This window comes from Hyphomicrobiales bacterium (assembly GCA_039989895.1).
In the GTDB taxonomy this organism is placed as follows: Bacteria; Pseudomonadota; Alphaproteobacteria; order Rhizobiales; family JACESI01; genus JACESI01.
The window spans coordinates 312,498-332,500 of record JBDXGY010000002.1 but is presented as its reverse complement, the minus strand read 5'-3'; the positions used below and the strand labels follow the sequence as shown (position 1 = coordinate 332,500).

Sequence of the window (20,003 nt, the reverse complement as noted above, 5' to 3'; positions counted from 1 at the left end):
TTGATCAAGCCCGTTTTGAAGGCCGCGCCGCGCCATCTCCATTTGATAACTTAGTCAAGATCCGCTCCGAAAATGTTCTCACAATAAATAAAACAAATGACGTCGCTCATTTGTCACTGACAAAAGATGCAGGCTTCATAAACCCAAAATCAAACAGCACTTTCAAAGAATTTTGGAAGGATGAAATGGGATTTGAAGAAGATGCAGATCCAATCATCTCTGCTCTTTCAAAAGAATTGCCTGATAAAACGTTTAAAAGCACACACAAAATACGCATGAATTACGCAGGCGGGCCGAATGCAGATATACCGGATGTCATCAGTATTTATGACGATAGCCAACATCTTATAACAATTGCACGCGCTGACAGCGGTGATTTTGTACCTACAAATGAACCGGCACTTGCTAACGAGCTTGAAGATCAACTGCAGCCAAGATTATTTGCAGCAGGAAATACGAGTGTCTACCAAGGGATTTATCAAACAGCCCTCAAACACAATATACCGACAGAACTCGCGCGCGAGCTTATCCGCATCTATGCCTTTGATGTCGACTTTAAGAGCTCCGTTAAACAAACTGACAAAATGGAAGTCTTTTATTCTCTCGATCCTGAGCAGGAAAAAGCGACAAAAGAGTCAGAGATTTTATACACATCACTCCAGCTGGGCGACTTAAAACGGCGCTATTATCGATTTAAAACCACGGATGATAATGAAGTCGATTATTATGATGAGAATGGTCGCAGTGCGAAAAAATTCTTGATGCGTCAGCCGGTTCCTCGTGCAAAATTTCGTTCAAGCTATGGCTGGCGCCGCCATCCTATTTTGCGCACATCTCGCCTACACAAGGGCGTTGACTGGTCTGCCCCACGCGGAACCCCTATTTTTGCAGCCGGCAACGGCGTCATAGAAGATGCCAAATGGTTTTCTGGTTATGGCCGCTGGATCAAAATTCGCCATGCAAACGGTTACAAAACCGGCTACGCTCATATGAGTCGATTTGCCAAAGGTATGAAATCCGGTGTTCGTGTGCGACAAGGCCAAATTATCGGCTATGTTGGCTCAACTGGTTTATCCACTGGTCCACACCTTCATTACGAAGTAATCGTCAATGGGCGCCACGTAGATCCAATGCGTATTCGCCTACCACGTGGGCGCATTTTATCAGGTGATCAGTTGGCCGCCTTTGAGCGTGAACGCAACCGTATCGACCAACTTTTAGATAAGCCGGACGCGCAAAAAGAGCAGGATTTTGCACTCAGCAATTAAAAGAAAAGGAAAACCAGATTGGCTTCCTCCCTTTTTATCGTTAAGCGGCAACCACGCGCAGTTTTGACTTGAATAATAGTCGATCACTTCCTGCCGTCACCTCAACCTGCGCCCCATCCAAAACATCCCCATTCAGAATTTGATCGGCCAATGGATCTTGGACATAGCGCTGAATAGCGCGCTTTAAAGGCCGTGCGCCGTAAATGGGATCATAGCCTTTATCGGCAAGCAACATTTTAGCATCATCATCGAGGTTCAGTGTAATCTTGCGATCAGACAAAAGCCTCATCAAACGCTCGAGTTGAATATCGATGATTTTAGCCATATGCACCCGCTTCAATCGCTCAAACAAAACGATATCATCAAGCCGGTTCAAAAATTCTGGCCTGAAATGCCCTCGCACGACGTTCATCACCTCATCACGCACGCCATCCACCTCATCGTCCTCGCTCTGATTAACAAGAAATTCAGCGCCAAGGTTCGAGGTCATAATGATCAGCGTATTTCTAAAATCGACAGTGCGGCCCTGCCCGTCGGTCAAACGACCCTCATCGAGAACCTGCAAGAGCACATTGAAAACATCTGGATGCGCTTTTTCAATCTCGTCAAACAAAATCACCTGATAAGGCCTGCGGCGCACAGCTTCTGTAATCACGCCGCCTTCCTCATAACCCACATAGCCTGGAGGCGCACCGATGAGACGAGCGACCGAGTGCTTTTCCATAAATTCAGACATATCAATGCGCACCATGGCCTGTTCATCATCAAACAGAAATCCGGCAAGCGATTTGGTAAGCTCGGTTTTACCAACACCTGTTGGGCCTAGAAACATAAAGGAGCCAATTGGACGATTAGGGTCTTGCAACCCTGCGCGTGCGCGGCGCACAGCTGTCGACACCGCATGGACCGCCTCACTCTGGCCAACAACCGTGCGACCAAGCTCGTCTTCCATCCGCAACAGTTTATCGCGTTCGCCTTCTAGCATTCGATCGATCGGAATACCCGTCCAGCGCGAAATCACATGCGCTATATTTTCTGGCGTAACAGCTTCATGCACCAGCTCATTCTCGCTCGCATCACCGGCCGCTTCAACATCTTCAAGCTTCTTTTCAAGCTCAGGAATAAGCCCATATGAAAGCTCGCCGGCTTTCGCAAGGTTCGCCTGCCGTTGCGCCTTTTCTAAATCAATGCGCGCCTGATCAAGCTCTTCCTTGATTTTTTGCGCATCAGAAAGAGAGGCTTTTTCCCTCTCCCACTTTGTGGTGATGGCGGCTGATTCTTCTTCCAAGCCGGTCAATTCATTTTCAAGCGATAAAAGCCGGTCTTGAGAGGCTGCATCGGTTTCTTTTTTCAACGCTTCGCGCTCGATTTTTAATTGAATGATTTTGCGGTCCAATTCATCCAGTACTTCAGGTTTAGAATCGACCTGCATACGCAGCCGCGAACCCGCCTCATCCATCAAATCAATCGCCTTATCAGGCAAAAACCGATCTGAAATATAACGATTCGATAAAGTTGCCGCCGCAACCAGCGCGCTATCGGTTATGCGCACACCATGATGCAGCTCATATTTTTCCTTGATGCCGCGCAAAATAGAAATTGTATCTTCCACGCTCGGCTCGGTCACAAAAACAGGCTGAAAACGCCGCGCAAGTGCTGCATCCTTCTCGACATATTTTTGATATTCATCAAGTGTCGTTGCGCCAACACAATGTAGTTCACCGCGCGCTAAAGCTGGCTTCAAAAGATTTGAGGCATCCATCGCACCGTCTGATTTGCCCGCGCCAACAAGCGTGTGCATTTCATCGATGAACAGCACAATTTCGCCATTGGCATCCATCACTTCATTGAGGACCGATTTCAAGCGCTCTTCAAATTCCCCGCGATATTTAGCGCCAGCAATCAGTGCGCCCATATCCAGCGCCTGCAATGTCTTATCGCGCAAGCTCTCCGGCACATCGCCATTAACAATGCGCAGCGCCAAGCCTTCCGCAATCGCGGTTTTACCCACACCAGGTTCACCAATAAGCACCGGATTATTTTTCGTGCGGCGTGATAAAACCTGAATAGCGCGGCGAATTTCTTCATCGCGCCCAATCACTGGATCAAGCTTGCCATCGCGCGCGTCTTGCGTCAGATCACGCGCATATTTCTTCAACGCCTCATAAGCATTTTCCGCCGTCGCACTGTCTGCCGTGCGACCTTTACGTAAATCATTGATGATCTGATTAATCGCCTTTGGCGATGTCCCACTATCTGAAATCATCTTTGATGTTGCAGCCGATTTTTCCATAGCAAGAGCCAGAAAAAGCCGCTCAACTGTTACAAAACTATCGCCCGTTTTTTTCGCAATATCTTCTGCCGTGGTAAAAACTTTAGCAAGCGGGGCTGCAAGATAAACCTGTCCGTTCCCACCGCTGACTTTCGGGTTTTTTTTCAAAGCCGCCTCAAGCGCCAACCGTAAAGCCTGCGCATCACCACCCGCTTTTTCAAGCAAGCTTGAAGCAAAGCCTTCTTTATCATCCAGCAAAACTTTTAGAATATGTTCCGGCAAAAATTGCTGATGGTCATTAGACACAGCATATGTCTGGGCTGATTGAATAAAGCCCCGTGCGCGTTCTGAATATTGTTCAATGTTCATTTTACTAACCTTCAAGCCTGTCGCTTCACCTCTCAAGTTGAGCAAATAAACCGGACCAAACCAACAGCCTCTTAAAAGACGACTGCATATCCTCCATCACGGCAGGATACTCCCCTTATATGGGAATAACACAAGCCCTATTCAATGCATTAAAAGACAGTTACTAAGCAGCGGAGCCGGCAATGAGTTTAATGAATACATGCGCTTCCTCATCCATCGCAATTGGCTCAAAAGCTCGCACAATATCTTGATCAAGCTTATCGCCCATAGCCACCAACGTGTCATATGCTTCGCGTGGCTCCATTGATAATTTGTAAGACCGAGCCTCCAGCAAGGCGGAATAGATATCAATGACCGTGATAAGTCGCACAATATCAGGGATTTCATCCGCTTTAAGTCCATCAGGGTATCCAGAACCATCAAGATATTCATGGTGACTGCGAGCAATCGCGATTAATTCTTTGCTCATCCGGCTGTCTTTAACCAAAATGGCCGCACCATCAGCAGGATGGCGCTGCATCTTTACAAGCTCTTCAGGGTCAAGCTTACCCGGTTTATCAAGAATTTTTTGTGGTACTTTTACCTTGCCAATATCATGAACAAGCGCACCAAGTGTCAGACGTTCTTTTTCAGCAGGAGCTAAATTATATTTATTACTGAATGCCGCTGCAAAACCGGCCACGATCATAGCATGACGATAAGTATATGAAGAATGAGAGCGTACAGCTTTCATCCAATTGTCCATATCCACATTCTGAATCGCATCAATGATTTGGCGGCTGCTCTCTTGCATTTCTTGAACAGGAAGTTTGCCGCCTTTACGAATTGAAATCGCAATACTATCCATTAAGTCAGAAACCGTAAGGCAGGCTTCAGAGGATTTTTTTATTTGGCTGCTGTCGTCATGCTTGATTGTTTTAGTGGCTATATTTTCATTACATAATTTGACAATAACATTAGTCAACTGGTCAGAATTTAGCGGCCGTGCAACACTAATATTAGCGCCTAGAGCATTTGCTTGCACGACAAGGGAACGGTTACCGCTATCAAAAGAGAAAACAGTTTCTTTAAGCTTTTCATTCTTACTTTGTATTGTCTTCAACCACGCAACATTCTTTGAAACCTGGATATCTATGTCAAAAACAGGAATGTCATATTTATTGACGTCGTCCGCCTTAAATGACTTCCAATTAAACAATTCAATAGACACGATACCCGCCATTTTTCTGGCGACCTTCGTAGCATTTGCCAGATCGTCGGTTATGATAACAACGGTCTGTGGAAAATGGTATGCTTGTGTCATGATTCTCAAACTGAATTAATTATATTCTCAAGCGGAATTAATTATTGAGTAACCTTAGACTGAAAATGGAAAAACTAAGTTAACGCTATAATTATGACACCCATCAACTCTAAGTGCCACGAGATATAGCCTCCCTAAAGTAATCGGATTGACGCATATGAGTAAATATACTCGAAAACATTAGCTTCTTGTATGGTTTAATCCGACATCAAAAATGCAGGTGGATTATCCATAATATTATCAGGTTTTTCCTTGATCGGATCAGGCTTCTCTTTCGCTGATGATTTATTTTCATCAGAGGCAACAGATGCATTAGCTTGAACTTCAGTTTGGCGCGATGGGCGATTTGATCCACGCCCTCTGCGAGGCTTAGGCTGTTCCTTATCCCGCGCATTATCAGCAGACTTTTCCGCCCTAGGACCTTCAGCAACAACAGGTTGCGGACCATCTTGTGCGACAGGCGTCGCGTCCTTATTCGATTGCTCTCTATTTTCTTGCGCTTGAGCTGCATTACGGCGCTCTTCTTCACGGGCCGCATTTTGCTGTGTTTGTGCTGTCATGATGATGCGATTGTAATGTTCTGCGTACTGATAATAAGCTTCAGCAGAAATGCCATCGCCAGCAGAAAGTGCATCCCGCGCAAGTGTTTGATATTTCTCAGCAACATGCTGTGCAGTGCCGCGCACCTTTACATCAGGTCCATTGCTTTCATAAGAACGGGTAAGTGGATTTGGTCCTTTACGACCACCACGACCGCGTGAACGGTTGTTATTATTGTTCTTATTATTATGTTGCCTCATTAATGGCTCTCTTCTATTCGCTTATCAAATTCGACTCACAACACCAGTGCGAGCACTTCATCGATATCGATTGCGGTCATTTAATTGTTAGAATTATGCTTTGATCACTATTTTCGTACCAAGGTGAAATTCACACTCAATGCTAAAATCATTTTTCACGATCGTTCAAATTTAGAACTGTTCAAGAAACTGATTTTTGAGCTGTGACGAAGATATCTTCTTAAATCCATTTTGATTTAGATGTAACTTCAATAGAGCAATGATAGACATTTATACCGTCATTTCCAAGTTATTTCTGTAAAATATATACATATTCATTGTTTTATCGGTTAATTTTTCACTATTTTCACAAAGCGTGGCAAATTAGCCATATCAAAAACACAACGACAGCCCTCAAATCCACAATCACCGGCAATCTCAATGACGGCTTCACTTTGCGTAGAGCCGTGTTCCATCATGCAAAACCCATCAAAAGCAAGATGGTCACGAGACCATGGCATGATCTGTCTAAATGCATCCAGCCCATCTTTACCCGCGAAAAGAGCAACGGATGGATCATAGTGCGTCACATCAACGACCAAATCGTCACACTCATGCAAAGCAATATAGGGAGGATTAGAAACCACCACATCAAATAGCCCATCCATTGCCGCGCCATAATTCGATAAAACGGGTTGAAATCGATCTGCCACACCATGTCTGACAGCATTTTGCGCAGCGATATCAAGCGCCGGTTTACTGATATCAATGCCAAAGCCAATTGCATGCGGCAACTCGCTCAAAAGAGAAACCAAAATAGCACCACTGCCCGTGCCAATATCCACAATGCGTAAAGCCTCATCTCGGCGACCAGAACTCATCGCCCAGTTGAGAACTTCTTCCACAATCCCTTCTGTTTCCGGTCGTGGCACAAGGGTGTGTTCACTGATGATAAAATCGAGACCCCAAAAGGCCTTCACACCCAAAATGCGCGCAACCGGCTCACCGGCGCAACGACGACTAATATAGCCGTCTATTTTTTTAGCTTGATCGCGCGTGATTCCTTCACCGCCCTCGGTAAGAGGCGCATGGTCAGCCACATCACAAGCTGCCCCCACCAAAAGGCGGGCATCAAGGTCTGGCGTTGCATAGGACTTTTCATGGAAAACTTCGCGCAGAGCGCCCTTCGCTTTAAGATAGGCGCCACCCAGTGTCTGATCTTCAGATGCCTTACCCAATAAGACTATTCCTCTTCGACCGCAGCAAGCAAAGTTGCTTGATGGTCTGTAATCAAGGCATCAAGCAATTCATCCACCGCCTCCCCCATCAGCACTTTATCCAATTTATAAAGAGTAAGGTTGATACGATGGTCAGAAACACGACCTTGAGGGAAATTATAAGTACGAATACGCTCAGAGCGATCACCCGATCCCACTTGCCCTTTTCGACTGTCGGCGCGTTCTTTATCTGCTTTCTGGCGCTCCATATCATAAAGTCGAGCCCGCAATTCTTTCATCGCATTAGCACGGTTTTGGTGCTGTGATTTTTCACTTGATGTTACCACAATACCTGATGGCTCATGGGTAATGCGCACAGCACTATCCGTGGTATTAACATGCTGCCCACCCGCACCAGATGCACGCATAGTATCAATACGAATATCTTCATTTCGAATTTCGATATCCACCTCTTCCGCTTCCGGCAACACGGCAACTGTGGCCGCAGATGTATGAACGCGCCCGCCCGATTCTGTCTCTGGTACGCGTTGCACCCGATGAACACCTGATTCAAACTTTAGCCGCGCAAAAACGCCTTCGCCTGAAATATTCGCAACAGCCTCTTTGAACCCACCGACGTCGCCCTCATTCATAGTCATGACATTAAACTTCCAGCCGCGCGTGGACGCATAGCGCTCATACATCCGAAACAAATCACCGGCGAATAACGCCGCCTCATCGCCGCCAGTGCCAGCGCGAACCTCAACAATCGCATTTTTATTGTCGGCAATATCTTTTGGCAAAAGCTGAATTTTAATTTCCGCTTCAAGCTCTTCAATTTTGACTTTCAAATCAGGCACTTCAGACTCAGCCATTTCCCGCATTTCATCATCGGTTTCAGGATCAGCTACCATGCCCAAAAGATCAGCCACTTCATTCTGCGCTTCTCTAAGAGCATTAATATTAGCAACCACAGGTTCCAAATCTGAAAACTCCCGCGCAAGCTTCACATAAGTCTCACGATCAGGATTCTCAGCCATTTGCGCCGTCACATCATCGGCTCGGGCGAGAATAGAATCAATTTTTGCATCAGAAAGCATAAGAAAGTTGGCCTTAAAGAAGAAGAGATGACGAATTCAGCGTCGTAAAAATGATATTGAGCATCGCTATAAAGGTATATTGTGAGCTTCTGCGAAAGACGTCAATCGTTCGCGTAATGATCGGCGATCACTGCTCGCAAGAAAGCCTTCCACTTCAGTGGTTAAAGCAGCAAGATCCGTCTCCAAGATCATCGCTTTAATAGGACCGATCGACGACGGGTTCATAGATAGTGAACGATAACCAATGCCAAGAAGAGCCAATACCTCAAGCGGTCGACCACCCATCTCACCACAAAGTGTCACAGAAGTATTCGATCGCTCGCCTGCATCAATAATCGATTTCAACGCATTGAGATTGGCCTTAGATAAAGCATCATAACGACCAGAAAGTTTGGTATTGCTGCGGTCACACGCGGTCATGAATTGGAATAAATCATTTGAGCCCACAGAAACAAAATCCACGGCTTGCATCAACTCATCAAGCTGCCACAAAAGGGCCGGCACCTCGACCATAACACCGTAGGAAATTTTTGACGGCAATCCTCGACCATGAAGCGATGCACGTTTAATTTCAAGCTGAATAAGTTCTTTTGCGGCATATGCCTCACTGACTTCGGTGACCATCGGAATCATGATCTGTAATTCGCGCCCCCTTGCGGCTCCCATCAGTGCTCGCACCTGAACCCGCAGCAGTCCTGGCCGATCAAGCCCCAGCCTGATCGCGCGCCAACCCATAGCAGGATTTTCTTCACTGCCCATGCGCATATAAGGCAGTATTTTATCGCCACCAATATCCAAAATACGGAAGGTTACGGGTTTATCATCTGCCTTCTTTAGTATTGCTTCATAAAAATCCTGCTGCTGTTTTAGACGAGGCAAAGATGAGGCAATCATGAATTGTAGTTCTGTTCGAAAAAGCCCGATACCATCAGCATTAGTTTTTTCAAGATTATCGACATCAATACCAAGACCGGCATTGAGTTTGAGCTGAATGCGGATGCCGTCTCTCGTAACTGGTTTAACATTAAGAAGTTCCAGATAGCGCTCTTGGCGCTTGGCACGCATGCGCACTTTATCCGCATAAGCCGCTTCCACATTTGGAGCAGGCCGCAAGTGCACTTCGCCGCTGTCACCATCAACAACAATCGCATCACCCACTTCAACATACATCAAAAAATCGGATAATTGCCCAACGGTCGCAATGCCCATAGCACGGGCAACAATTGTCACATGGCTAGTCGGCGCGCCTTCTTCCAATACGAGACCACGTATTTTGCTTGGATCATAATCCAAAAGATCGGCAGCACCCATTGTACGGGCAACAATGATCGCATCATTGATATCTTCTGTATTTTGGCCATCCGCCTTGCCCATTAATTGACGCAATAAACGATAAGCCAAATCGTCAAAGTCGTGCATACGCTCACGCAGATAGGGGTCTGATTGGCGCAACATACGCGCGCGCGTATCACTTTGAACTTTTTCTACTGCCGCCTCAGCCGTCAAACCATTATTGACTGCTTCTTCCATCTTGCGCACCCAGCCACGGTCATGGGCAAACATACGGTAAGCTTCAAGTATATCACGATGCTCTCCCTTTACTGCAATATCGCGGCGGGAAAGCATGTTGTCGACAGAGAGTCGTAATTCACTAATAGCCGCATCCAGACGGCTCAATTCCACATTAGGGTTGTCACTAATCAGATTTGTCACGACCACGCGCGGCTCATGCAAGACAACGTGACCAAGGCCAATGCCTTCTGCAAAAGAAAGTCCTTTAAGACTGGTTGCGCGTTGTCGATCGAGCTGTTTCTCTTTCGATAAAAGAGCCTTCAACTCATCGCCAACAATCATCTCGGCAAACACCATTGCGATGGTTTGAAGTGCTTCTACTTCTTCTTCGGAATAAACGCGCCGCGCTTTATTTTGAACCACAAGCACGCCAAGTGTGCGACCGGCACGCAAGATAGGCACACCCAAGAAAGCATTGTAAATTTCTTCCCCAGTCTCAGGAAGAAAAGCAAAAGCAGGATGAGCCTGCGCATCTGATAAATTAAGAGCACTGGCCGTAGAGGCAATCAAACCCACAAGCCCTTCGCCTACTTTCAAGCTGGTATTGTGAACCGCTTCCCGCTTCAATCCCTCAGTGGCGAAAAGTTCCAGAGCGTTATCAGAACGCAAGACATAGATAGAGCACACCTCGGCCACCATGTTCGAGGCAATCTGGCTTACTATTTTGTCAAGCCGGTCCTGTGGCCGTATTGGCTCTGCCATTACCTCACGAAGGCGGCGGAGCAAAATACGAGGACCAGCGGGTGCTGACCGCATGGGAAGTCCTCATTTTAAACGTAATCGCTAATCGGCGTCTAAACCATACACACTGTGCAAAGTGCGTACCGCAAGTTCGGTATAGGCTGCATCAATCAAAATAGAAATCTTAATCTCAGAAGTTGTGATCGCTCTTATATTGATGCCTTTTTCAGAAAGTGCTGCAAATGCCGTTGCAGCAACCCCCGCATGGGAGCGCATGCCAATGCCGATTACAGACACTTTCACAAGATTTTTGTCACCACCTACATCAGAAAAACCTGCGCCATTAAGCACTTCAATTGAGCGCTCAAACTCGCTGGATGGAACAGTAAATGTGATGTCTGTGGTATCGCCGCTTTCCGATACGATTTGAACAATCATATCAACATTGATACTCGCCTTAGCGAGAGGGCCGAAAATTTGAGCGGCAACGCCTGGCTTATCCGCCACACGCCTCAAAGACACCTGCGCTTCATCTTTAGCATAAGCAATACTGGTTACAATCTGCTGTTCCACAATTTCATCCTCATCACAAATCAACGTACCGGGCGGGTTCATCACATCTACAAGAGAGGGATCATCCGGATCCGTGAACGATGAACGCACAAAGGTGCGCACGTTATAAATATGGGCAAGTTCAACCGAACGTACTTGCAAAACCTTTGCGCCCGAAGAGGCCATCTCCAGCATCTCTTCAAACGACACTTTTTCCATCCGCTTTGCCTGCGGTACAATGCGCGGGTCGGTTGTGTAAACCCCGTCAACATCGGTATATATATCACACCGCTCAGCATCAATCGCCGCCGCGATAGCAACCGCCGTGGTATCAGAACCACCCCTGCCAAGGGTTGCGACGCGTCCTTCAGGTGAAATGCCTTGAAACCCTGCAATAACCGCAACTTGCCCTTGATCAAGCCGCTCAATCAACTTCTCGCCATCAATGTCAGCAATCCGCGCGGAGCCGTGCACACTGTCGGTTTTCAGGGCAATCTGCCAGCCAAGCCACGAGCGGGCTTCCACACCCATAGATTGAAGGGTGATCGCCAAAAGCCCCGAGGACACTTGCTCACCTGAGGCTACAATGGAGTCATATTCACGCGTATCATGCATGGGAGAAGCCTCACGGCACAAATCCACAAGGCGATTGGTTTCTCCCGCCATCGCCGATACAACAACAGCCACCTGATGTCCCGCATCAACCTCACGTTTAACGTGACGTGCAACACGACGAATCCGATCGAGATCGCCAACGGATGTCCCGCCGAACTTCATCACCAATCGTGCCATAGAATACTCTCGCTTAAGTCTTTTGAATTTCTTACAAAACCAGTGCGGTGTGTTCAAACACCTCGTTCACCTGATGTTGCAAGCCTCATACAGATAAACACGCCCCTGATCAACCATTCGTTGTTTTTTTGCAGCTATCCGCGTCTATTCATGTCGAGCAATTTGGCGATAGACCAACAAAGCGACGATTGAAAATAAAAGATTAAAGGCCAGCAAAAGATCCCAGTGCACCCCATAAGTAAAGGCAAGTTTAGCTAACAAGGACGGGATAAGCGTACCGCACAAAAGAGACGCAATAAGCGCCTTTTTCGGCGACATGACTTTGTAAAATATACAAAATAGAGCAACCAATAATATCGCAACACCGTAGCGTCCCCAAATGGTCACCAGCTGCTCAAAAGGAACCCCGAGGAATAAAGTAACGGCAACTGATTGGAGCAAAAGCCCTATAACAGCGCCAGCGACAACGCCAAGCACATCGTTTTTTAAAATTGATAATGACATCATTATACCTGAAATATTCCCAATGGCTCATAACCTATCAGCTCACAGTAACCAGCTCAATGGCCAAGATCATTGACCCTAAGATTATTTGCTCAATGCATATTTTAGGTGACAGCCCATTTATCCTTCGTGCTAAACTGGTATCGACCAAATAAGGAACCAACATTATGGCATTAAAACGCATGGCGCTTGAGCTTGGCATGGGAACCGATATTCAAGGCGGTGATTACACCAAAGCCGCCACCCGCGCCGTTCAAAACGCGCTTCGACAAAACGCCCTCGTGGTGGCTGATGCTTTTGATTTGCCGCGCGATGCGATGCAGGTCAACATACTCATCGGCGTACAGAAGCCCGATGAAGTCGACACCGAAGCCATTGCAGCCCTCCTCCCCTATGGCTCGGCCACGGTCAGCGTTGAAACAGGCGGCATGGATACGCCCAATGAAGCGGGAACCAACACCACGATTATGGCCAATGCAGCGCTTGTGGTCTATCTCGATCTGCCTGAGGGCAAAAGCTACGGAGTGCCAGCATGACCCCCTTGAAACGCATTATATTAGAGATGGGAACGGGCAATGATCTTTATGGCATGGACTACACCAAAGCCGCAAAACGCGCCGTCCAAGACGCCATCCACCATTCATCCTTGACCCTGTTTAAGAGCTTGGACATGGACCCCAACGCCATGCAAATAGAACTAAACCTAGCGGCCCAAGAGCCGGATAAAATCAATCTGGAAGAAGTGGCGAAAGAACTCCCCTTTGGGGCCGTCACACCCAAAGCCATTAAAGGCGGGTTGAATGTACCCGATGAGGTCACGGGTAGAATGAGTGTGATTGTCAATGCCGGCGTCGTCGTGCGCTACCCGCTTTAGGGGGGTGAGTTGAGCAGGGAACGCCCTAGGCAACACATATATTAGAAGAGGAGAGCAACATGCCCTCCTCTTCCATTCTTGTTTATTTACGTTTGCTCTTTTTGTCTGGCGCTTGCGTCAGTGCTGAACCAGCAACTGATCTTTGCGCCGCTGTAGACTTAGGGTTGCGTAGGATTTTAGCCGCTTGAGATGCAACTGATCTCGAAGTTTTCTCGTTTCGCGCCATATTTATGCACCTACAGATGGGCTAATATCGCTAAAACGAGCCCCAGAAATCACTTCACTAACCCGACCTTGATTGAGCCCGCCTAACTGAGCGGCAATCTGAGCCTGATTCATATCAGTGGTATTCCATAGATATTTAATTTCACCAGCTAGTTCTGGTGTCATTGCAGGGCTCTTTGCCCTTTTTGTATAAGCCATTGGCGTATACTCCTTAGAGACGTCTTGATTTGCCTTTCTCTAAGCCGTACACTCCATTTGCTAGTTGGAGGAGTGATGTGCTCGATGCGCGTCTCAACCACCAAACAGAAAAAGGATGCCACAATTATTGCGGCATCCTTTTTTTATATCTTAATTAAGAAAAAATCAATACTTTTTGATATCCACCTGCTCTGCTCATTATCATTCGCATTTCAGGTGAGCTGCTTGCTGTGCAATTTACAGCATTTTTCGCACCCGTCAAGTCTTATTTTTGGCAGGATTCCGTGCTTTTTAAGATTGCAAGGATGTTTGCCCTTTGTTCCCACACTCCCTGTGTATAAGTTTAAATTTACTCACAGAAACCAGCAGTCGAATACACCTTGAGTAGGTTTGAGCGTTTATTAGATTCTAAATTAGAAGGTTTTCCCAGTTCATTTTGGGCGCATGAGCGGACTTCACTTCGCCAGAATCATCTCGCTCGCTTTTTCTGCGATCATCATCACGGGGGCATGGGTGTTGCCTGATGTTATTGTCGGCATGATGGAGGCGTCGACCACGCACAGGCCTTTAATGCCGTGCACCCGCAATTGATCATCCACCACAGCCATGGAATCCGACCCCATTTTCGCGGTCCCCACGGGGTGCCGAGGCAGAGGGTGATGCCGTTGACGGTGGTGCATATGACGTAGAGATCGTAGACATTTAAAAACTCCATACAATAGAGCAAAGTATGGCGAAGGAAGCTTTAAAGCAGCGCCGATCGCTGCACTTTAAGATCTTAATTCGTGAAAGCGTCAGACAGAAGATTCATATGCGCGGCCAGTGGATTAATATCTTGCACCGCAACCTTAGTCGATGATGTGAGAGCTTCATCAAAGTGCAAGACTTGTTCTTGCAGCCGGATAGACCGCTCAATCAAATCTTTCAGCTCATCAGGTAACTGGTCCCATTTCTCACCATTTGTGAGAGTCCCTTGTTTTTTAAGTTTGACCTTCTGCTTTTCGTCTTGAGCTTGAGCAATCGTCATTTCACCTTCACTCACCGCGCGCTGAAGCAAAAGCCATGATGCAAGCTGCATCAGGCGTGTGGTCAAGCGCATCGATTCGGTTGCATAAGAAAGAGAAGCCTCACGCTCTAGTGTTTTCGCGGCGAGCCGACCTTCAACATCAAGATAATTCGCGGCTTCTTCAACCAGCGACATACCTCGTTCAAATAACTCAAAGAATGCAGGTGAGCTGATAAGGCGATTGCTAAACGAGACAACACCGTCGTTTCCGTTCAATTCGATCATATTGGTTTGATCTGTCATATTTTACGCTACCTACTACTTAACCCGGCGCCATTGGCGACCGTTACTGGAACTCTAAAATTCACACTAGGCGATCATCACCAAGATGTAAAAGAACAAGAGCGCAATACACACACTAACAAGAAATTAAGGTTAAAAAAAAGCCGCTTTCGGAAAAGCGGCTGAAGTCTAAACAGGGAGGTTTCAAACAAAGTGGTAGGGGCCACTAAGTCCAGAATTCCGCGAAATATCGCTTCATTCCTTAACGCTCAAAGTAATAATTTAGAAAGATTAACAAGGAGTAAATATTTACCATATTCTGTGTCAATAAGACCTACCCTCAACTCTTAAAAAAGCTCTCAGCAGACTTCTTTGAGGCGCGTTTGTTTTCAGCCTCAGTGTCCAAACGATCAATTTCCAGCTTCAAATCCGCAATTCTTTTTTCAAGTTCCTCAATCGAAAATGTTGATAAATCTTGACCAACCACATGCGCTGTTTCTTTTTTTAATGGCTCCTCATCAAACATCCAAAACTCCTCCAGCTCACACCGCAAATATTTAAATAACTTATACTCCCTCACTCGCGATATTCAAAACATCCAAAAATTCATGTGACACATTGGCCAAAGACCCCCCATGCCTATCAAACGAATAAGATATCAAAAGTGCCGCTTATCCCCGACTAACCCATAGCCAAATAAAATGATGATAAATCTTGGTTGCGAACGAAGCCTAAAGCAAGTATAGAACTTTCATCTCTCGTCATCGTCAAAGACATGACTGCCTCGTTTCCAGCCTGATTAAGCTGGCGAGCATACAAAAGGACTTTACCTATGGCCCAGACACTTTTGATGCCAAAAGCAACCGCGGTATGGCTGGTTGACAATACATCTCTCTCTTTCGATCAAATTGCGGATTTTTGTACATTACACCCGCTTGAGGTGAAGGCCATCGCCGATGGTGATTCTGCACAGGGCATCAAAGGACTAGATCCTGTCTCAACGGGTCAGCTCAGCCGCGACGAAATTGAAAAAGCACAAGACGATGTCAATCACAAATTGCAAATGGCAAAACCAAAAGTACTCGTTCCAGAAACTAAGAAAAAGGCTCCTCGCTACACACCAGTGTCGCGCCGACAGGACAGGCCAAACGCTATTTTGTGGCTCACACGCAATCATCCTGAATTGAAAGATTCGCAAATCATCAAGCTTGTCGGCACTACAAAGCCAACCATTCAGGCCATCCGTGATCGGTCGCACTGGAATTCTGCTAATCTAACACCAAGCGACCCAGTAATTCTCGGCCTGTGCACCCAGATTTCATTGGATGCAGAAGTGACAAAAGCTGCCAAGAATTTGCCGCCAAAACCAGATCAGCCTGAAGGCGACACCCTTCAACCCGTGTCTGAAACCGCGCCACTTTATCAAACAAGTGAGCCGAAGACAGTTGTTGACGATGCTGATGTTTTCAAATCATCTGACAAGCCGCTGGAGCCAGAAGAACCAGCGGAGCCTGAGTATGATGTCGATTCAGTTTTCTCAAAACTTACAGAACTGAAAAAAGACGAACCTTCAGACGAGTAAGCATGCTAAAATTGCGGCCTCCTGTTTGGTGGCCGCGATTCACCTCTATTCAGGCGGTTCAACCGTAAAATTGAGGCCCAATCGACCACCATCAGCATAGAGTGTCTGGCCTGTGATATAGCTTGCATCATTTGACGCGAGAAATGACACAATGGCAGCCATTTCATCAGGGTCACCAACGCGGCCCAGCGGTGTGCGTGATAAAATCCGTTTTTTGGCAGCCGGATCATCATTCAACGTTGAAAGCATCGGCGTCATGATAGAACCTGGCCCAACTGCGTTCACTCGAATACCATATTCCGCGAGGGCTAAAGCCGACACTTTTGTTAATTGGTTTAAGCCGCCTTTGGAAACCGAATAGGCTACCTGATCGGCAACAGCAAAAATCGCATTCACCGATGATATATTCACGATCGTTCCTGCAACAGCACCCTGATTAACTTTCTCAACCATATGCCGACCGACAGCTTGCGAGGTAAGAAAGGCACCCTTTAAGTTGACCGTCAAAACACGATCAAAGTCTTCTTCACTAAGTTCAAGAAAATTCGCATCTTGGATAATGCCGGCGTTATTGACCAGTATGTCGATATCGCCAAATTCTTCCAGTGTGCTGGCCACTAAATTATTAACGTCGAGCCGGTCCCCAACATCGCAATGAACATAGTCAACTGATCCATATTCACTTAAAACTTTAGCTGCACTAATACCGGCCTTATCGTTTATATCCGCAATGACAACCCGCGCGCCATCACGCAAAAGGCGCTCGGCAACAGCATAACCTATGCCTTGTGCCCCGCCCGTTACAATCGCAACTTTATTGTCGTGTTCGGGCATTTCAAGTCCTTCTTGTAATGTTCGCCTTCTTATTGTGTGCGTTTAAGCGCATCAGCAATTTCATCCAGTATAGCAGGATCGTCAATAGTTGCCGGCATTTTATAATCTTCACCATCTGCAATTGAGCGGATAGTTGCTCGCAATATTTTTCCCGAGCGAGTTTTAGGCAATCGCTTCACAGTACAAACCTGCTTGAAAGCAGCCACAGGTCCAATTTTTTCGCGTACCAATGTTACGACTTCTTTTTCAATCTCTTCTGATGGGCGGCTAACCCCTGAATTGATAACCACTAACCCAGCAGGCACCTGCCCTTTCAGCTTGTCCGCGATGCCTATAACAGCGCATTCGGCAACATCTGGATGGCTTGCAACAATTTCCTCCATGCCGCCAGTAGATAGCCTGTGACCGGCAACATTAATGATATCATCCGTGCGTGCCATGATGTAAACATAGCCGTTTTCATCCACATACCCCGCATCCGCCGTGTTATAATATCCTGGAAACCGCGTGAGATAACTTTCCATAAAGCGTTCTTCGTTCTGCCAAAGCGTCGGCAATGCACCTGGTGGAAGCGGCAGTTTAAGAACAATATTACCAAGCGTTCCAACTTCGACTTCATGACCGTCGTCATCGAGCACCTGCAAATCATAACCGGGCATCGTGACCGTTGGAGACCCAAGGACAACCGGTAACTGCCCAAGCCCCACAGGATTGCCTGCAATCGTCCAGCCCGTTTCTGTTTGCCACCAATGGTCAATCACCGGAACCTTAAGTTGATCCTGCGCCCAGATGATTGTATCAGGATCGGCGCGCTCTCCCGCAAGAAACAGCGTGCGAAAATGCGAAAGGTCGTATTTTTTAATCAATTCTCCGTTCGGGTCTTCTTTTTTGATAGCACGAAATGCTGTCGGTGCCGTGAACAGAGCCACCACTTTATGTTCTTCAATTACCCGCCAGAAAACACCAGCATCCGGTGTGCCAATCGGTTTGCCTTCGAACAAAATAGTCGTGCAACCATGCAGGAGCGGCGCATAGACAATATAGGCGTGACCCACAACCCAACCCACATCTGATGCGCCCCAATAAACTTCACCAGGCTTGACGTCATAAATCGCTGACATGGTCCATAAGAGCGAGACCATATGGCCACCATTATCGCGCACAACGCCCTTAGGCACACCCGTAGTACCCGATGTGTAAAGTACATAGAGAGGATCAGTTGATTTGACCGGCACACAATCGACCACACGTCCACGCGCATCGTCCATTGCAGTCTTCATATCAATATCACGCCCCTCAGTCAGCGGCGCGGTTAATTGTTCGCGTTGCAGAATAAGGCAGCATTTCACCTTATGCTCGGCAAGATCGATCGCTTCATCAAGCAGCGGCTTATATGAAACAACACGACCAGGTTCTATGCCGCAAGAGGCTGAAATAATCACATCAGGTTTTGCATCGTCGATACGGATAGCCAGTTCCCGGGATGCAAACCCCCCAAAAACAACAGAGTGGACCGCCCCCAATCGTGCACAAGCCAACATGGCAAAAGCAGCCTCAGGCACCATCGGCATGTAAATGATAACACGGTCCCCTTTTTTAACCCCGTTATCTGCAAGCACGGCAGCCATGGCCGAAACTTCTTCGAGCAATTGATTATAGGTAAATTTCTTTTGGGAATCGGTGATCGGGCTATCATAAATAATAGCGAGTTGGTCGCCACGACCTTCTGCAATTTGACGATCAACAGCATTGTGGCAATTATTACATTCACCACCAACGAACCACTGTCCATGAGGGCCTAAATCAGGGTCAAACACTTTTTCATAAGGCTTCGACCATTCGACCTGTTTTGCAGCTTCTGCCCAAAACGCCTCTGGCGCCCGCTTCCATGCTTCATAAACTGCTGGATATCTGCTCGTCATCTTCAACTTCCTCTCCCAAACCCCCCTCGCAGGGCATATTAGGAATAGTTATAAGCTTTTGTGATGGTCCGCAAAACATATAATTCCAGCAATTGGTTTTGCACAAATCCAAATACGACTTACTTGCTATGGAAAATTCTGTAATTAGCACATAAAAAACCGCGCTGATGGGCGCGGTTAGTTCACTCAATAATAAGTCGTTATAATTTAATTATTATGATCCATGAATGAATATCATTAAAATTAATGCGCTACGCGGTTAGCTGATATACGCTTAATTTGATCTTTTAAAGTTAGTTTTTTTCGCTTTAACGCGGCTACTTCTAGTGTGTTGGCGCTAGGATGTGCTGTTACAATAGCTATCTGTTTTTCCAAAACACTATGCCTTCTTTTGAGTTCGACAAGATGGGCTTCCATCGACATACTGTCTCCTTTCAAAGTTGGCGGGACAAATGATTTGTCCACGGAAGAAATTGTGACACAAACACTATTAAACGTCGATTATGATAAGCAACATTCAGGCGAAAATGGGGAAAAGTGAGAAATAATCAATAAAATCAATAAGTACGTTTTTATGAAAACAAGCATCAAATTTGCTATGTAATCCTCAGCAAAATTTACTAGATGCAAGAAAGACTTGAATTGATTCGTTTTTCAGGCAATGAGCATGC

Annotated in this window: 17 protein-coding genes and 2 pseudogenes (1 of these 19 only partly in view); 4 read left to right on the top strand and 15 right to left on the bottom strand. The window is 46.6% G+C overall.

Annotated features, from left to right (window positions below):
- Window positions 1–1,268 carry the 3' portion of a M23 family metallopeptidase gene (locus ABJ081_02350; GenBank protein MEP6355505.1) on the top strand. The gene continues 730 nt to the left of window position 1, outside the view, so only the last 1,268 of its 1,998 coding nucleotides appear in the window; the start codon falls outside the window, past its left edge; it ends in the stop codon at window positions 1,266–1,268.
- Window positions 1,269–1,308: 40 nt separating this feature from the next.
- On the opposite strand, the gene clpB is transcribed toward ABJ081_02350, so the two are convergent.
- The 8 genes and pseudogenes from clpB to ABJ081_02310 form a co-directional block, all read right to left on the bottom strand.
- A complete protein-coding gene (gene clpB / locus ABJ081_02345; protein ID MEP6355504.1) occupies window positions 1,309–3,909 on the bottom strand; it encodes an ATP-dependent chaperone ClpB in 2,601 nt (866 codons plus the stop codon).
- A gap of 163 nt (window positions 3,910–4,072) precedes the next feature.
- Entirely contained in the window at window positions 4,073–5,212 is a 1,140-nt protein-coding gene (locus tag ABJ081_02340) for an HD domain-containing phosphohydrolase (protein ID MEP6355503.1), read from the bottom strand.
- A 536-nt stretch (window positions 5,213–5,748) separates the two neighbouring features.
- Window positions 5,749–6,012: pseudogene (locus ABJ081_02335) on the bottom strand (DUF4167 domain-containing protein).
- Window positions 6,013–6,341: 329 nt separating this feature from the next.
- Complete coding sequence (gene prmC / locus ABJ081_02330; GenBank protein MEP6355502.1) at window positions 6,342–7,229, bottom strand: peptide chain release factor N(5)-glutamine methyltransferase; 888 nt, start codon at window positions 7,227–7,229, stop codon at window positions 6,342–6,344.
- Window positions 7,230–7,234: 5 nt separating this feature from the next.
- Complete coding sequence (gene prfA, locus ABJ081_02325) at window positions 7,235–8,308, bottom strand: peptide chain release factor 1 (GenBank protein MEP6355501.1); 1,074 nt, start codon at window positions 8,306–8,308, stop codon at window positions 7,235–7,237.
- A gap of 66 nt (window positions 8,309–8,374) precedes the next feature.
- Window positions 8,375–10,636 (bottom strand): phosphoenolpyruvate--protein phosphotransferase, encoded by a 2,262-nt coding sequence (ptsP, locus tag ABJ081_02320; GenBank protein ID MEP6355500.1) that lies wholly within the window; start codon window positions 10,634–10,636, stop codon window positions 8,375–8,377.
- A 27-nt stretch (window positions 10,637–10,663) separates the two neighbouring features.
- Complete coding sequence (locus ABJ081_02315; GenBank protein MEP6355499.1) at window positions 10,664–11,905, bottom strand: aspartate kinase; 1,242 nt, start codon at window positions 11,903–11,905, stop codon at window positions 10,664–10,666.
- Between the two features lie 144 nt (window positions 11,906–12,049).
- Window positions 12,050–12,412, bottom strand: a complete 363-nt coding sequence (locus ABJ081_02310; protein MEP6355498.1) for a hypothetical protein — start codon at window positions 12,410–12,412, stop codon at window positions 12,050–12,052.
- A gap of 164 nt (window positions 12,413–12,576) precedes the next feature.
- Here ABJ081_02310 and ABJ081_02305 point away from each other — a divergent pair, with 164 nt between their 5' ends.
- Together ABJ081_02305 and ABJ081_02300 are read left to right on the top strand one after the other, a co-directional pair.
- The gene (locus ABJ081_02305; GenBank protein ID MEP6355497.1) at window positions 12,577–12,945 is read left to right on the top strand and encodes a Lin0512 family protein; all 369 of its coding nucleotides are present in this window, start codon (window positions 12,577–12,579) and stop codon (window positions 12,943–12,945) included.
- Complete coding sequence (locus tag ABJ081_02300) at window positions 12,942–13,283, top strand: Lin0512 family protein (protein MEP6355496.1); 342 nt, start codon at window positions 12,942–12,944, stop codon at window positions 13,281–13,283. Before ABJ081_02305 ends, ABJ081_02300 begins: the two co-directional genes overlap by 4 nt.
- A 228-nt stretch (window positions 13,284–13,511) precedes the next feature.
- Here ABJ081_02300 and ABJ081_02295 read toward each other — a convergent pair whose 3' ends face one another.
- The 4 genes and pseudogenes from ABJ081_02295 to ABJ081_02280 all read right to left on the bottom strand — a co-directional run bounded on the left by ABJ081_02295 (window position 13,512) and on the right by ABJ081_02280 (window position 15,520).
- Window positions 13,512–13,706, bottom strand: a complete 195-nt coding sequence (locus ABJ081_02295; GenBank protein MEP6355495.1) for a hypothetical protein — start codon at window positions 13,704–13,706, stop codon at window positions 13,512–13,514.
- A gap of 455 nt (window positions 13,707–14,161) precedes the next feature.
- Window positions 14,162–14,350: pseudogene (locus ABJ081_02290) on the bottom strand (GMC oxidoreductase).
- 134 nt (window positions 14,351–14,484) lie between these two features.
- Window positions 14,485–15,015, bottom strand: coding sequence for a DUF1465 family protein (locus ABJ081_02285; protein ID MEP6355494.1), 531 nt, complete (start codon window positions 15,013–15,015; stop codon window positions 14,485–14,487).
- Window positions 15,016–15,334: 319 nt separating this feature from the next.
- Complete coding sequence (locus tag ABJ081_02280) at window positions 15,335–15,520, bottom strand: DUF1192 domain-containing protein (GenBank protein MEP6355493.1); 186 nt, start codon at window positions 15,518–15,520, stop codon at window positions 15,335–15,337.
- Window positions 15,521–15,826: 306 nt separating this feature from the next.
- On the opposite strand from ABJ081_02280, the gene ABJ081_02275 reads away from it, so the two are divergent.
- Window positions 15,827–16,576: a cell cycle transcriptional regulator TrcR gene (locus ABJ081_02275; GenBank protein MEP6355492.1), complete on the top strand. Its 750-nt coding sequence runs from the start codon at window positions 15,827–15,829 to the stop codon at window positions 16,574–16,576.
- A gap of 45 nt (window positions 16,577–16,621) precedes the next feature.
- On the opposite strand, the gene ABJ081_02270 is transcribed toward ABJ081_02275, so the two are convergent.
- The 3 genes from ABJ081_02270 to ABJ081_02260 all read right to left on the bottom strand — a co-directional run bounded on the left by ABJ081_02270 (window position 16,622) and on the right by ABJ081_02260 (window position 19,755).
- Window positions 16,622–17,410: a glucose 1-dehydrogenase gene (locus tag ABJ081_02270; protein ID MEP6355491.1), complete on the bottom strand. Its 789-nt coding sequence runs from the start codon at window positions 17,408–17,410 to the stop codon at window positions 16,622–16,624.
- Window positions 17,411–17,439: 29 nt separating this feature from the next.
- Entirely contained in the window at window positions 17,440–19,332 is a 1,893-nt protein-coding gene (locus ABJ081_02265; GenBank protein ID MEP6355490.1) for a propionyl-CoA synthetase, read from the bottom strand.
- Window positions 19,333–19,575: 243 nt separating this feature from the next.
- Window positions 19,576–19,755 (bottom strand): DUF465 domain-containing protein, encoded by a 180-nt coding sequence (locus ABJ081_02260; GenBank protein MEP6355489.1) that lies wholly within the window; start codon window positions 19,753–19,755, stop codon window positions 19,576–19,578.
- Window positions 19,756–20,003 lie beyond the last annotated feature (248 nt).

Excerpts from the sequence above, each read along its gene's own strand:
- ABJ081_02280 (MEP6355493.1), bottom strand. The coding sequence starts at position 15,520 with ATGTTTGATGAGGAGCCATTAAAAAAAGAAACAGCGCATGTGGTTGGT.
- ABJ081_02275 (MEP6355492.1), top strand. The coding sequence starts at position 15,827 with ATGGCCCAGACACTTTTGATGCCAAAAGCAACCGCGGTATGGCTGGTT.
- ptsP (MEP6355500.1), bottom strand. The coding sequence starts at position 10,636 with ATGCGGTCAGCACCCGCTGGTCCTCGTATTTTGCTCCGCCGCCTTCGT.
- ABJ081_02260 (MEP6355489.1), bottom strand. The coding sequence starts at position 19,755 with ATGTCGATGGAAGCCCATCTTGTCGAACTCAAAAGAAGGCATAGTGTT.
- ABJ081_02310 (MEP6355498.1), bottom strand. The coding sequence starts at position 12,412 with ATGATGTCATTATCAATTTTAAAAAACGATGTGCTTGGCGTTGTCGCT.
- ABJ081_02295 (MEP6355495.1), bottom strand. The coding sequence starts at position 13,706 with ATGGCTTATACAAAAAGGGCAAAGAGCCCTGCAATGACACCAGAACTA.
- ABJ081_02305 (MEP6355497.1), top strand. The coding sequence starts at position 12,577 with ATGGCATTAAAACGCATGGCGCTTGAGCTTGGCATGGGAACCGATATT.
- ABJ081_02270 (MEP6355491.1), bottom strand. The coding sequence starts at position 17,410 with ATGCCCGAACACGACAATAAAGTTGCGATTGTAACGGGCGGGGCACAA.
- ABJ081_02315 (MEP6355499.1), bottom strand. The coding sequence starts at position 11,905 with ATGGCACGATTGGTGATGAAGTTCGGCGGGACATCCGTTGGCGATCTC.
- ABJ081_02285 (MEP6355494.1), bottom strand. The coding sequence starts at position 15,015 with ATGACAGATCAAACCAATATGATCGAATTGAACGGAAACGACGGTGTT.
- prfA (MEP6355501.1), bottom strand. The coding sequence starts at position 8,308 with ATGCTTTCTGATGCAAAAATTGATTCTATTCTCGCCCGAGCCGATGAT.
- ABJ081_02265 (MEP6355490.1), bottom strand. The coding sequence starts at position 19,332 with ATGACGAGCAGATATCCAGCAGTTTATGAAGCATGGAAGCGGGCGCCA.
- clpB (MEP6355504.1), bottom strand. The coding sequence starts at position 3,909 with ATGAACATTGAACAATATTCAGAACGCGCACGGGGCTTTATTCAATCA.
- ABJ081_02300 (MEP6355496.1), top strand. The coding sequence starts at position 12,942 with ATGACCCCCTTGAAACGCATTATATTAGAGATGGGAACGGGCAATGAT.
- ABJ081_02340 (MEP6355503.1), bottom strand. The coding sequence starts at position 5,212 with ATGACACAAGCATACCATTTTCCACAGACCGTTGTTATCATAACCGAC.